Here is a 13020-nt window from a genome sequence, read left to right as displayed (position 1 = left end):
GTACTTTCTGGAAAGATCGGCGTCGTTCGTTTCCAACTGGTCACGGCAGGATTTCCGATTTAGAATCGCAACGGATCATTTGTAACTAAACTACAGGATAATGAGAATCATGAGACAGCTGCGCCGTACCCTGACTACAATTTCCCTGGCGCTCTGCGCTGCTCTGCCCGCGCTGGCGGCGACGACGGAGACGGCGAGTGTTGCGCCGATGCCTCATGTGAGCTGGTCGCGCAACGCCAACATCTACGAAGTAAACATCCGGCAATACACGCCCGAGGGGACGTTCAAGGCGTTCTCCCAGCACCTGCCGCGCCTCAAGAAGATGGGCGTGGACATCCTGTGGCTGATGCCCATCCAGCCGATCGGCGAAAAGAACCGCAAGGGCACGCTGGGCAGTTATTACGCCGTGCGCGACTACACGGCGGTGAATCCCGAATACGGCACGCTGGACGACCTGAAGGCCCTCGTGAAGCAGGCCCACGGCCTCGGCATGCACGTGATCATCGACTGGGTCGCGAACCACACGGCGTTCGACAACCCGTGGACCAAGGAGCACAGCGACTGGTATCTGAAAAATGACAAGGGCGAGATCTACCCCGTCACGTACACGGACGGCGCCGAGCCGGAATACTGGACGGACGTGACGGGACTCGACTACAGCAAGCCCGGCCTGTGGAAAGGCATGACGGACGCGATGCTGTACTGGGTGCGCGAAGCGGACGTCGACGGCTTCCGCTGCGACGTCGCCGGCAAGGTGCCGACGCCGTTCTGGAATCAGGCGCGCGCCGAACTGGACCGCGTAAAACCCGTGTTCATGCTGGCCGAGGCCGACAAGCCTGACCTGCACGAGCACGCGTTCGACATGACGTACGGCTGGGACACGAAGGATTTGTTCAAGGCCGTCGCCAAGGGCAAGGCGGACGCGCGCACGCTCGCGGACTTCCTCGCGCATCCGCCCAGGGCCTTCCCGCCGGGCGCCTACCGCATGCGCTTCACGAGCAACCACGACGAGAATTCCTGGGCCGGCAGCGACGTCGAGTTGTACGGCCCGGCGTTCAAGGCGATGGCCGTGCTGGCCGCCACGATGCCCGGCATGCCGCTGATCTACGGCGGGCAGGAATCCGGCCTCGACAAGCGCATCGAGTTCTTCGAAAAGGATCCGATCCAGTGGAAGGACTACGCCTACGTCCCCTTCTACACGCAGCTGCTCGCGCTGAAGCATGCGAATCGCGCGCTGTGGAACGGCCAGTACGGCGGCGCCGCGCAGGTACTCCCTACGGGCAACGACAAGGTGTTCGCGTTCCGCCGTGCGCTGGCCGGCAACAGTGTGCAGGTGACCGTCAACGTATCGAACGACGCCCAGCGCTACACCCTGCCGGGCGGGAAGACGCAGACGCTCGCCGCCTGGGATTACCGGATCGACGCGCGCGGCAAGTGATCGACGCGGCGCTGCGCGGGATCAGCGCCGCAGCGCCGTGAACCCGGCCGGCTCCCACTCGCGCAGCGCCAGCAGCAGCCCGCTGCCGCGCCGCTTCGGCAGCGGCGCCGCGAGACTCTCTTCGTGCAGTTCGGCGAAGCGGGCGCGCAGCCGCCGCAGCTCCACCTGCATGGCCGCAAGCGCGCTCTCCGTCAGCATGCCGTGCGTAAAAGCGAGCGTCTCGTCGGGACGGTCGAAGGCGCCGTCGAGGAAATCGGCGAGCCCTTGCGTGCGGAAGTAACGCCGGATCGGACCGTCTGACAGCCAGTCGAAATCGCGCGCGACGTTCAGGCGGATGCGGTTGCCCGGCATCAGCGCGATCAGGTGCAGCCGGTCGAGGTGGAGCAGCTTTTGCACGCACTCGGCCTCCGTCAGGCGATACACCGCGAGGATGTCGGCGACGGTCCAGTGGTTCAGCGCGCAGACGGCGACGAGCAGCAGCTTCGTGTCGGACACGAGCTCCTTTTCCTGCGCCTCGCTGAGCGTGTGCAACCGCGTGCCCGTCAGCGCGGCCTCCTGCGCGAGCTCGGCCAAGGTGAAGCCGAGCAGATTGCTGATCTCGACGAGCCGGTCGACGCCGAACGAGTCCGACGTCAACAGCCGCTTCACGCTCGCCTCCGACAGCCCAAGCGCGCCCGCCACGTCACGGTACGTCTTCCCCTGCAGCTTGAGCTGGCGTTTGATTGTCGTGAGCAATTGCGTGACTTCAGACATGGTCGCGGATTCCGATACGATGGTCTAGAGGATGGCCTCGGATTCCTTCGATCGTAGCATGCCGAGCCTTGCGGCAACAATTCCTTCGTGACAAGATGGTCGGCTGGCCGCCAACGACGAAGGAGACCCATGGACCATGCCGATTACCTCGCCCACGACGCGACGGCGCTGGCCGCGCGCGTGGCCGCGGGCGACGTCACGCCGGGCGCGCTGCTCGACCTGGCGCTCGCGCAGCAGGAACGGGTGCACGGCCGCGTGAACGCTGTCGTGCGCTTGATGACGCAGGAAGCCCGGACGCGCGCCGCGGGGCCGCTCGCCGGACCGTTGGCCGGCGTCCCCTTCCTCATCAAGGACGGCGTGCAGGATTACGCGGGCATCCCGACAACGTACGGCAGCCGCGCGCTGACGCGCAACGTGCCCACCGTCCACGCCCACGTCGTGCGGCGCTACCTGGACGCGGGCCTCGTCATCTTCGGCAAGACGAACCTGCCGGAATTCGCGACCCGCGGCGTGAGCGACCCGGAACTCTATGGCCGCACGAACAACCCGTGGGAACTGGCGCGCACGCCGGGCGGATCGAGCGGCGGCGCGGCCGCGGCCGTCGCCGCCGGCATCGTGCCGATGGCGGCCGGGAACGACGGCGGCGGTTCGCTGCGCATCCCGGCCGCGTGCTGCGGCCTGTTCGCGTTGCGGCCGTCGCGCGGGCGCGTGTCGTCCGGTCCCGGCATCGGCGAAGTCTGGTTCGGCGCGTCGAGCGAAGGCGTGATCTCGCGCAGCGTGCGCGATTCGGCGCTTGCCCTCGACGTGCTGCAGGGCGCGGAACCGGGCGACCCGTTCGTGATCGCGCCACCCACCGCGCCGTACGTCGAGCTGATGCGGCGCGACCCGGGCCGGCTGCGCATCGGTTATTCGACGGCGTCGCCGATCGGCACGGACGTGCATCCGGAAGCCGTGCGCGCCGTCGAACACGCGGCGCAACTGCTCGCGCGCCTCGGCCACGACGTCGAGGAAGCGGCACCCACGATCGACGGCGCGGCGCTCGCCAAGAGCTATCTGCACCTGTACTTCGGCCAGATCCCGGCGGCCGTGCGGCGCGCCGAGACACTGGGCGCGCGCCGCGGCGACCTGGAACTGATGAACCGCATCCTCGTCACCTTGGGCGACAACGTCTCCGCCACGCGCCTGACGACGGAGCTGAACCGCTGGAACGATTACGCGCGTGCGCTGGGCGACTATTTCGGCCGCTACGACCTGTTCCTGACGCCGACACTCGCCGCCCCGCCCATCGAGCACGGCACCGGGGACCCGTCGCCGGCCGAACGGCGCGTGCTGGGTATCCTGCACGGCACCGGCATCCTGGGCGTGCTGGCGCGCCTGGGACTACTCGACAAGACGGTCGACAAGATCGCCACCGACAACCTGCGCCACGTGCCGTTCACGCAGCTGTCGAACCTGACGGGCACGCCGTCGATGAGCGTGCCGCTGCATTGGACGGCCGATGGCTTGCCGCTGGGCGTGCAATTCATGGGGCCGTTCGGTAGCGAGGATCGGCTGCTGCAGCTGGCGCGGCAGCTGGAGGAGGCGCAGCCGTGGTTCGAGCGGATGCCGGCGCTGGCGCGGGGCTGACGGACGGCGCGGTCACATCGCGCGGAATTCGAACGCGAGGGCCGCGGCGCGCATCGGATCGTGTCCCAGCAGCGCGTGCAGGACGGCCTGCGTGGCCGGCTCGGCAAATAACGCGCGTTGCGCCGGCGTCGGGCGCTTCGACGATCTGCGGGCGGCGTCGATCCAGCCGATCAGCTGGTCGCGCAGATGAGCGCGGATCCCGGCATCCGCATGCGAGGCCGGCTCGAGTTCGAAGATCAGTTGCAGCCAGCGCCACGGCTCGTGCTCGGCATAGCGCAGCATGAGCTCGACATCGCCGTGCTCGCGCAGCAGGGCCAGCGCGTCGTCGACGGGCACGAAGGCGCCATGCTTGCGGTGCATCGACATCACGAGATGACGCACACGGCGTGCGCCGTCGGCCAGTATGTGGCGCGCAATGTCGTCCTTGTCCTCGGGCGCCAGATGCAGCCACGCGGCAAAGGCGTTGACGCGCACGCGGGCGGAAGGATGCGCCGTCATCCGACGGACCAGGTCGAGGTGCGTGCGCGTCCCCGTCTCGGCCAGTCCCATCAGGCAGGCACGCAGCACCGTGTTCGAACTGTCGGGCGCCGACAGTCGTGCCGCGTACAGCCAGGCGCTGTCGATGCCGCGCCGTTCGAGGAAGGTGCTCGCCACGAGCCTGACCCAGACATGCGGATCGGCCAGCATGTCGACGGCCAGCCCTTCGCAGCCCTCGACCTCGTCGGCCAAGAGCGGCCGCAATGCGATCGCGCGGACGATGCCGAAGTGCGACCGCAGCGCGAGACGGCCCATCGCATCGCGCTCCGGGCCGTCCAGCAGGACGAGCGCCTCGGCCGCCTTGCGCACGAGGACGATGTCCGTGCCGTGCGCGAGCCCGAGGCGGACGCGTGTCGCCGGATCGGCCAGCGCATGCTCCTCGACCAGGCGGAAGCACGTCCGGGCGACGGCAACGTCCGGGTTCGCCACACCGTCCACGATAGGGCCGGCACCGACCTGCGCGACGACGATCCGCTCGACCTCGCCGAGCCACGACGCATGGTCGGACCGCCGGGCATCACGCAAATGCTGGAGGGCGCCGAGCAGGCGCAGCGCAGCATCGGGGTCCAGCGTCGGCAGCCAGTCCAGCACGAGCGCCTGCGCACGCGCGCGCACCTGCGGCACCCAGTCATTCAAACGCTCGACGACAGCCGGCAGGAGCGCCGGCGCACGCAATACGTTCGCGCGCTTCAGTGCCGCTTCGCGGACGTAGCCGCTGTAATGGCCCATGTCGGCGGCGAGCGCATCGGCATCGTTCCGTTGGCGCACTTCCGCGATGATGTCGGCGATGTAACTCGCCTGCGACGGCGGCACCGGTGCGGGCGACTCGGCTGGCGCGGCGTCCGGTTCGGGTCGGAGCGGTGCGAGCCAGGACTGGATTTTCTCGAAGATCGACATGCAGGGGCGAGCCTTTAGATAGGAGATACCGCGGCGCGGCCGTCATGCACGACGAGCGCATACAACTCGGCGACGCGCCCGGCGGAGATCCCTTCGCGCTGCTCCACCGCCAACGGGTGCATGGTCGGTTCCAGTTCGATGAACGGCCGGATGAAACCGTCCCGCAGATGGACGCGGGTCTTCAGGTTGACCGTGTCCGAATACGGCGCGAGCGCTGCATTCAACCAGCCGAAAAACGGGCCGACATGGGAACGCCGTTCGGACTCGAAGCAGGCGGTCCATTGCTTAAAGCTTTGCTCGCTGAGCGACACCCAAACGCCCCAGGAGAACGGCTCCGGCTCGTCGTGCACGGGAATCTCGAGGCAACCGCGGACGAAGTACTGCGACCCATCGATGACACAGGCATCCGCATCGAGCCTGCAACGCGCGTCGCGCTCGTCCGCCGGCACGACGTAGTAACTCAACGGGGCGGCCGCGTCGAGCGCCGGCATGCCCTCGTGCGTCTGGCCGCACCCGCTGCAAAAAAATTCGAACGTCATGCGTCTGCTCTCCTCGCTTCGTGATGCGCAACAGCTGGGATAGCAATAGTATGGCAGTCGGACGATGAGGCGCAACGTCCGTCGGGTCACACCCGCATCACTACATCGGCTCGCGGACTAGTGAGCAGCTGCGACGGCCTCCGGCTCCTGCCGGTCGAGGAGTGCGAGCACATGGGCCGCGATCTCGGGCGCCGCCTCTTCCAGCGCGAAGTGGCCCGTGTCGAGCAGGTGCGTCTCCACGCGCTTCAAGTCGCGCGCACACGCATTCGCGCCCGCTTCCGTGAACAGCGGATCGTTCTTGCCCCAGACGACGAGCGTAGGCGGCTGGTGCTTGCGCAGGTACGCTTGCCACACCGGGTACTGCGCGACGTTCGTGTGATAGTCGACCAGCAGGTTCATCTGCACGCGCCGGTCGGCGTCGTTGCGCAGGCCCGCCTCGTCGCTGGCCCAGACGCCCGGGTTCAGGCGGTCCGGATGGCGCGCGCCGGTCTCGCACATGAACCGGATGCCACGACCAATCTGCAGAAGAGTTACAACTTGCTATGCCGAGAATGCGCATATTCAATCAAGGATGTGTGCCCTTGAATATGAAGAACACGAACCTGCATCACAACCCCATTTGAGTCTTCAAGCTCTAACGGCACATCAACTTGGAAGTTCCCCGGTTGCTGAACGCCACGATTTATGGCGATGTTATCTGCGTAGAGGTACGTTCGGCTCGACGTGTCCATGATTGGGTTAAGCCGCCCCTCAAGCCCAGGAATATGCCCTGTGCTGTGCATGATGACCGAACCAAGGTTTTCTGTGGCACATAAAGTCACAGTAAGGTCATCACTTGGGTCCCAGTTTGCAACAACGGCACCGGGATAGTCGGGGTGTGCAATCAATAACTTGTAAAGGCGACGCGTCTGTATCGTGATTGCCGCAGTACCTTCGGCCGAAGTTAAGGCATCCTTCGTCGTGCCATTATCGGCAATTGCAGTAAGTGAAGCCCTAGCTATAGGTTGCTTCTCTTCATTTAAAACAGTTACTGTTGCTGTGATTGGATCGAGGCGAGGAGCACTTGCAACCGAAAACATTGCTCGCCTGATCGACTCAGAAGGAATGGTCCGGCCACTGTTCACTAGCTTCTTTTGAATGACCTTAACGAAATCTTCCGGCGACCGATTGCTGAGAGAGATATACCCAGTGGTAGGCAAAACCCCGGGGATGGGTGTTTCGTCGAACCTGGCGGGCAGAATGTACTCTTGATGTTCTTGGAAAGCCCTAGCCTGCATAGCTTGGCGCTCATGATTCGTCCACAACTTCCGTGCGTAATGCTCGGAGATGAACATTATCGTATATAAGGCTTTGTTCTGGTAGACATCAGAAAGATAGTCGTACAGGTTCTTTCCCCAAAGCGTCGCCTCTTCGAAGATATCGTAGAACACGTTCACGCCTGAGTCACGAAGCAGGTTAGCAACCCGGTCTACGTACTCTCGATCCTCACCCGCAAACGACAAGGCAATATCGAAATCAACTGATCGCATTTTTCTTTCCTGTCGCACGGTCCACCACCCAACAATTTAAAACGCGTGGGTAGCAATGTGGGTGGTAAGCAAAATAGCCAAAATAACCCAATTAAATCTATGAGTCATAACAGGCTTTGGCGGAAGCGGTGAGATTCGAACTCACGAACGGGTTCCCCCGTCGGCAGTTTTCAAGACTGCTGCCTTCAACCACTCGGCCACGCTTCCCCTGGGGAACCGGCATTATACATAATTCATTGCCCCCAGGGCAGCAAACGGACGAGGCAGCCACGGCAAGAAACGCCTACTTGAGCGACGAGATCATCGCCTGCATCGCCGCCTCGGCCTCGCCCAGCCCCATGAGCATCCAGTTCTCGCGCAGGCTTTTCTCGAACTCGTACGCGGGCAGCGGCTTCCCGTACAGATAGCCCTGCACCTCGTCGCAGCCGGCCTGGCGCAGGAATTCCAGCTGTTCCAAGGTTTCCACGCCTTCCGCGATCACGCGGTGCCCCAGCTTGCGGCCCATGCCGATGATCGTGCTCGCGATCGCGCAGTCGCTCGGGTCCTGCGGAATGCCGGTCGTGAACGAGCGGTCGATCTTCAACGTGTCGATCGGGAAGCGCTTCAGGTACGACAGGCTCGAATAACCCGTGCCGAAATCGTCCAGCGACAGCGCCACGCCCAGCGCGCTGATGCGGTCCATGATGGCGATCACGTGCTCGATGTCGTGCATCAGCGTGCTTTCCGTGATCTCCAGTTCCAGCCAGTGCGCGTCCAGCCGGTAGCGGCGCAGCGTCTCCGCCACGCGGCCCGGCAGCGAGGCCGTGAACTCGCGTGCCGACACGTTCACCGCAAGGCGGAACGGCGGCAGCCCCGCGCGTTGCCAGATCGCGGCCTGCGCGCACGCCTGCTCCAGCACCCACTCGCCCACCTGCACGATCAGGCCCGTGCTTTCCGCGAGCGGGATGAATTCGATCGGCGGGATCATGCCCCGCACCGGATGCTTCCAGCGCACGAGCGCTTCGGCGCCCACGAGGCGGGTCGAGCCGATCTCGAATTTCGGCTGGTAGTGCAGGATCAACTCGCCGTTGCCGAGCGCGTGGCGCAGGCCCGACTCGATCTGCATCCGCTGCTGCATGCCCTCGTTCATGTCGAGGCGGTAGAAGGCGACGCTGCGGTCCGGGTTTTCCGCGTGTTCCTTCGCGCGCTCCATCGCGATGTCGGCCATGCGCAGCAGCGTCTCCGCATCCGGGCCGTCCTGCGGGTAGACGGCGATGCCGATGCTCGCGCCCACGCGCAGGTCGTGCCCCTGCACGAGGAACGGGATCTCTAGTGCGCCCTGCAGCTTTTGCGCGACCGTCGTGGCCTCGAAGTGCTGGCGGATGTCGAACAGGCCCACCGCGAATTCGTCGCCCGACAAATGCGCCACCACGTCCTCGTCGCGCAGCGAATTGCGCAGGCGTTCGGCCACCTGGCGCAGCAGGTCGTCGCCGACCTTGCGTCCCAGGGTGCCGTTGATCAGCTTGAAGCGGTTCAGGTCCACGTACAGCACGCACGCGGTGGCGTCGTTGCGCTGGGCGACCATCAGCGCCTGGTCGACGAGGCGGCCGAACAACGTGCGGTTCGGCAGGCCGGTCAGCTCCTGGTAGTACGCCAGATGGTGCAGGCGCTCCTCGGCCAGCTTGCGTTCCGTGATGTCGGTCAGGTACACGATCAGGCCGATCGGCCGGTCCTCCAGGTCGCACAGCGGCGACAGCGACAGGCTGGCCCAGAACACCTCGCCCGATTTCTTCCGGCGCCGCACTTCCATCATGCGGCCGCCCTGCTCGGCGAACGCGTCCTGCACGTCCGCCTCCTCGTCCGCGTACAGGAACAGGATGTGGCGGCCGACGGCTTCCAGCGCCGTGTAGCCGAACAGGCGCTCCGCGCCCTTGTTCCAGCTCGTGATATAGCCCAGGCGGTCGAGCGTGAGGACGGATTCGTGGATCTGGTCCAGGATCTGCGATTGATGCGCCAGTTGCGCCTCGACCTGGGCATAGGCGTGCGTCGTGCGCTGCGCCAGCGAATGCACCTGCATCAGGGAACCGGTCAGGCCCGCGAGGCCTTCCAGCTGGCGCCAGTCGTCCAGGCTGTAGGCGCGGCCGGCCACTTCGTAGCGGCCGAAGCACTGGCCATCGGCGCGCACTTCCTGCAGCAGCGCGCCCTCGAGCGTGGCCGCGGGCGCGGCGTCGGCGGGGACGAATGCGCCGTGCGGGCTCGCGAGCACCGCGCCGGCGATGCGGCCCAGTGCCGCGTACAATTCGTCGCCGCGCAGTGCCATGACGGCGTCGCACAGGGCAGCGCTGCCGCCCACGAAATCCATCGTCGCGGCGGCAGGCATCCTAGACATTGCGGGCTACCTGGATGGCCCAGTGATAGGCGTGCAACTGGCTCTGCCACCAATCCGGCCCCTCGACACAAGCTGCCTCCAACCTGGCGGGGTCGGGCCGGCCCGATTCGACGAGCTGCAACCGCTGCCCGAGCTGCCCGTCGCGCCGCAGCAGCGCGGCTTCGACGTCCTCCGGCAGGGAGAGGTCCTGCACGACGTCCGCCATCGGCATGTGGAACAGGCGGTCCAGCAGCGAGAACACGCCGGTCATGAAGGCGAGATCCTGCTCGTCGCGGTCGCCGCCGTCGTTCTTGCACAGCGCCTCCAGCGCCGCGCCGCGCAACGCGGCCAGCGGCAGCATCAGGTTCGGCGGACCGTCCGGATGCTGGCGCGCATACAGCAGCAGTTGCAGCCAGCGCTGCAGCTGGCGGCGGCCGAGGCGGCTGATCGCCTGGCTGAAGCTCGTGACCTGGGCGCCGACGGAGAACGCGGCCGAATTCACCAGCTTCAGCAAGTGATACGACAGGATCGCGTCCTGCTTCAGCTGCGCTTCCAGCTCGCGCGAATCGGCATCGCGCGCCAGCAAGGCCAGCATCGTCAGCATGCGGCGGCGCGACGTGCCGTCGTCGCCGTCCGGCACACTGCCCTCCAGCGCGTAGTCGCCGCTGAACCAGGAAAAGCCCGCGTTCTCGCACGCGCGGTAGCGCACCATGTCGTCGACGTGGTACGCAAGATGCGGCCCGAACAGCGCGGGCAGCGCGGCGGCGCGCGGCAGCTCGAGGCGCGCGTCGCGCGCGACGGTGCGCAGTCCGACCGGTGCCGTCACGCCTTCCGGCAGCGGACCGTCGATCAGCACGCGATAGCCGGTCAGCTGCAACTCCGCCAGGCGGCGCGCCGTGCCGTCCGTCGCGAGGGCATCGGCGCGCACGGCCAGCAGCACGCGGTTGGCCGGCAGCACGTTCAGGACGGGTGGTGTGAGAACAGTGGCGTCGTCGACATGGACGATGCAGTCGAGCGGCGCGATGGCGGCCAGCAGGTCCGGCGTGCCGAATACGTCCTGCAGCGCAGGGTCGTCGAGCCCGGCGCCCGGCGTACCAAGCAGAAGCGCGACCCACTCGTTCTGTGCGTTGGCGACGGAGCGTATTTCAACCACCGGGAACGGGGCGCAGGCCATTAGCGATTATGCATTGATAGTAACCAGCTAATAGTAGAGCACCCATTTTCGGAAAGCAACTGTTTCTGTTTCCTCTAGGACACGCTTGCGCAAATATATTTACACCCCACTGCTGCCGAAGCGGCCGTGCTGCACGGCGAACTTGATCAGCTCGGCCTGGCCTTCGATGCCGAGCTTGCGCTTGATGTTCAGGCGGTGCGTCTCGACGGTGCGCACGGACAGGTCCAGCGCGCGCGCGATCTGCTTGTTCGATTCGCCGTTGGCGATGTGGCGCAGCACTTCCTGCTCGCGCGACGTGAGCTGGTTGTCCTGCGTCGAGGGCCGCGCGAGCTGGCGTGCGACGGCGGCGCTGTAGTAAATGCCGCCAGCGACGACGGTATCGATGGCGAGCACGATGTCCTTGCCCGGCGCATCCTTCAGCACGTACCCGCGCGCGCCCGCCTGCATGGCCTGCGTGACGTATTCGAGCTTGTCGTGCATGGAGAGGATCAGCACGGCGATGTCGGGGAAGTTCGTGGTCAGGCGCGCCGTGGCCTCGATGCCGCTGCCGTCGCGCATGGTGATGTCCATCAGCACGAGGTCGATGCGGGTGCTGCCCGCGAGCGTCAATGCTTCGGCGCCGGAATCCGCTTCCGCCACGACGCGGAAATGCGGCACGGCCTCCAGCCGCGCGCGCAGGCCGTCGCGCACGAGGGGGTGGTCGTCGACCAGCATGATATGGACCGTCTCCGTCATTCAAACCTCCAGTTCGACGCGCGCGCACACGGTCGTGCCGGCCGCCGACGACGCGATGTCGAGGCGGCCGCCGATGGCGTCCAGGCGTTCCATCATGTTGCGCAGGCCGATGCCGCGCTGCGGGTGCGTCGCGACGCCCTCGGCGTCGAAGCCGGCGCCGTCGTCCGCGATCGTGAGCAGCACGCGGCCGGCGCCCGTCTGCAGCGACAGGTCGATGTGGTGCGCGCCCGCGTGCCGCTCGATGTTCGTCAGCGCCTCCTGCGCGATGCGGAACAGCACGGTGCCGACGGCCTGCGGCAAATGCTCGACGTCGCCCGCCGCCGCGAACTTCACGGGCGTGCCGCTGTGCTGCGAGAATTCCTCGGCCAGGTGGTCGAGCGCGGCCGCGAGGCCGAGGTCATCCAGCAACGTGGGACGCAGGTCGTGCGAGATGCGGCGCACTTCGCCCAGCACCTTATTCAGTTCTTCGGCCGTGCGTTCGAAGCTGGCGTGGGCTTGCAGCTGCTGGTCCGGCGTGCCCTTCATGCGGATGATGCCGGCCTCGATCTGCAGCTTGATCGACACGAGCCACTGGCTGATGCCGTCGTGCAGGTCGCGCGACAGGCGCGCCCGCTCCTGCTCCTGCGAATCGACGACGCGCTGCGCGAGCGCTTTCAATTTCGTGTCCGCCACGCGCGACTCGCTGATGTTCAGCGCGAGGCCCGCGCCGCCGATCACGAGCGTGGCGAGGATGGCGACGCCGGCGATCCACCACATGGTCGTCTCGATATTGCGCGACTGCTGGGCGTCGACCTGGTCGAGGGCGGACTGCACGTCGTCCAGGTACAGGCCGCTCCCCATCACCCAGCCCCATTGCGGGATCGGGACGACGTAGCCGAGCTTGGGCCCCGGCTTGTTCGTCGACGGCTTGACCCAGTTGTAGCGCACGAGTCCCCCGCCCTGCTTCGCGACGGCGACGATGTTCTGGATGGTGGGTGCGCCGAACTGGTCGTGCAGGTTCCACAGGTCGCGGCCGACGAGTTCCGGCTGGCGCGGGTGCATCAGGTTGCGGCCTTGCATGTCGTAGACGAAGAAATAGCCGTCGTCGCCGAAGCTGAGCGATTGCAGGATGCGCTTGGCCTCGGCCAGGGTAGCGGGGTCGCTCCGGCCGGACGCGGTCAGGTGCGCAATCGAGTGCGATGCGAGGTCGACGTAGTGCCTGAGCTCGGCCTGTTTGCTCGCCAGATAGGCTTGCTGGATCGTCGCGTGCTGCTCGTGCGCGAGCGCGATGGCCTGCTGGCGCACGAACAGCGCGATCGCGCACAGCGCCACGATCAGCGGGGCGACCGCGAGAAAAATGACCTTTTGCCGTAATTGCATGCCGTGCGCGTCGAAATCGTCGTAACATGAAATTGTACGACCGATCAGGTGCAATCGCTCGACTGCTTGCGATTTTGCGGCGTAAC

The 13020-nt window shown here is 66.0% G+C and carries 11 protein-coding genes and 1 tRNA gene; 2 read left to right on the top strand and 10 right to left on the bottom strand.

Annotated elements, in window-relative coordinates:
- The first annotated feature begins 109 nt into the window (after positions 1 to 109).
- Positions 110 to 1438 (top strand): alpha-amylase family glycosyl hydrolase, encoded by a 1329-nt coding sequence (locus tag NX784_RS23765; RefSeq protein ID WP_258819158.1) that lies wholly within the window; start codon positions 110 to 112, stop codon positions 1436 to 1438.
- Between the two features lie 21 nt (positions 1439 to 1459).
- On the opposite strand, the gene NX784_RS23760 is transcribed toward NX784_RS23765, so the two are convergent.
- Entirely contained in the window at positions 1460 to 2191 is a 732-nt protein-coding gene (locus tag NX784_RS23760; protein WP_258819157.1) for a helix-turn-helix domain-containing protein, read from the bottom strand.
- Positions 2192 to 2320: 129 nt separating this feature from the next.
- Here NX784_RS23760 and NX784_RS23755 point away from each other — a divergent pair, with 129 nt between their 5' ends.
- Positions 2321 to 3817: an amidase gene (locus NX784_RS23755; protein ID WP_258819156.1), complete on the top strand. Its 1497-nt coding sequence runs from the start codon at positions 2321 to 2323 to the stop codon at positions 3815 to 3817.
- A 12-nt stretch (positions 3818 to 3829) separates the two neighbouring features.
- Here NX784_RS23755 and NX784_RS23750 read toward each other — a convergent pair whose 3' ends face one another.
- From NX784_RS23750 to NX784_RS23710, 9 genes are all read right to left on the bottom strand, one after another.
- Complete coding sequence (locus NX784_RS23750; RefSeq protein ID WP_258819155.1) at positions 3830 to 5251, bottom strand: hypothetical protein; 1422 nt, start codon at positions 5249 to 5251, stop codon at positions 3830 to 3832.
- A gap of 14 nt (positions 5252 to 5265) precedes the next feature.
- Positions 5266 to 5790: a DUF2199 domain-containing protein gene (locus tag NX784_RS23745; protein WP_258819154.1), complete on the bottom strand. Its 525-nt coding sequence runs from the start codon at positions 5788 to 5790 to the stop codon at positions 5266 to 5268.
- Between the two features lie 117 nt (positions 5791 to 5907).
- Positions 5908 to 6288 (bottom strand): alpha/beta fold hydrolase, encoded by a 381-nt coding sequence (locus NX784_RS23740; protein WP_258819153.1) that lies wholly within the window; start codon positions 6286 to 6288, stop codon positions 5908 to 5910.
- 32 nt (positions 6289 to 6320) lie between these two features.
- The gene (locus NX784_RS23735) at positions 6321 to 7319 is read right to left on the bottom strand and encodes a toll/interleukin-1 receptor domain-containing protein (RefSeq protein ID WP_258819152.1); all 999 of its coding nucleotides are present in this window, start codon (positions 7317 to 7319) and stop codon (positions 6321 to 6323) included.
- Positions 7320 to 7436: 117 nt separating this feature from the next.
- Positions 7437 to 7526 (bottom strand) — tRNA-Ser (locus NX784_RS23730).
- Between the two features lie 76 nt (positions 7527 to 7602).
- Complete coding sequence (locus NX784_RS23725) at positions 7603 to 9678, bottom strand: putative bifunctional diguanylate cyclase/phosphodiesterase (protein WP_370662969.1); 2076 nt, start codon at positions 9676 to 9678, stop codon at positions 7603 to 7605.
- A gap of 1 nt (position 9679) precedes the next feature.
- Positions 9680 to 10819: an HDOD domain-containing protein gene (locus NX784_RS23720; protein ID WP_258819150.1), complete on the bottom strand. Its 1140-nt coding sequence runs from the start codon at positions 10817 to 10819 to the stop codon at positions 9680 to 9682.
- 120 nt (positions 10820 to 10939) lie between these two features.
- Positions 10940 to 11575, bottom strand: a complete 636-nt coding sequence (locus NX784_RS23715) for a response regulator (protein ID WP_258819149.1) — start codon at positions 11573 to 11575, stop codon at positions 10940 to 10942.
- Entirely contained in the window at positions 11576 to 12934 is a 1359-nt protein-coding gene (locus NX784_RS23710; protein ID WP_258819148.1) for a cache domain-containing protein, read from the bottom strand.
- Between the last annotated feature and the right edge of the window lie 86 nt (positions 12935 to 13020).

This window comes from Massilia pinisoli (assembly GCF_024753285.1).
GTDB lineage: Bacteria > Pseudomonadota > Gammaproteobacteria > Burkholderiales > Burkholderiaceae_D > Telluria > Telluria pinisoli.
This window is presented reverse-complemented; position numbering and strand designations above follow the sequence as displayed.

Coding starts and splice junctions, on each gene's coding strand:
- NX784_RS23765 (WP_258819158.1), top strand. CDS start 110: ATGAGACAGCTGCGCCGTACCCTGACTACAATTTCCCTGGCGCTCTGC.
- NX784_RS23760 (WP_258819157.1), bottom strand. CDS start 2,191: ATGTCTGAAGTCACGCAATTGCTCACGACAATCAAACGCCAGCTCAAG.
- NX784_RS23755 (WP_258819156.1), top strand. CDS start 2,321: ATGGACCATGCCGATTACCTCGCCCACGACGCGACGGCGCTGGCCGCG.
- NX784_RS23750 (WP_258819155.1), bottom strand. CDS start 5,251: ATGTCGATCTTCGAGAAAATCCAGTCCTGGCTCGCACCGCTCCGACCC.
- NX784_RS23745 (WP_258819154.1), bottom strand. CDS start 5,790: ATGACGTTCGAATTTTTTTGCAGCGGGTGCGGCCAGACGCACGAGGGC.
- NX784_RS23740 (WP_258819153.1), bottom strand. CDS start 6,288: ATGTGCGAGACCGGCGCGCGCCATCCGGACCGCCTGAACCCGGGCGTC.
- NX784_RS23735 (WP_258819152.1), bottom strand. CDS start 7,319: ATGCGATCAGTTGATTTCGATATTGCCTTGTCGTTTGCGGGTGAGGAT.
- NX784_RS23725 (WP_370662969.1), bottom strand. CDS start 9,678: ATGCCTGCCGCCGCGACGATGGATTTCGTGGGCGGCAGCGCTGCCCTG.
- NX784_RS23715 (WP_258819149.1), bottom strand. CDS start 11,575: ATGACGGAGACGGTCCATATCATGCTGGTCGACGACCACCCCCTCGTG.
- NX784_RS23710 (WP_258819148.1), bottom strand. CDS start 12,934: ATGCAATTACGGCAAAAGGTCATTTTTCTCGCGGTCGCCCCGCTGATC.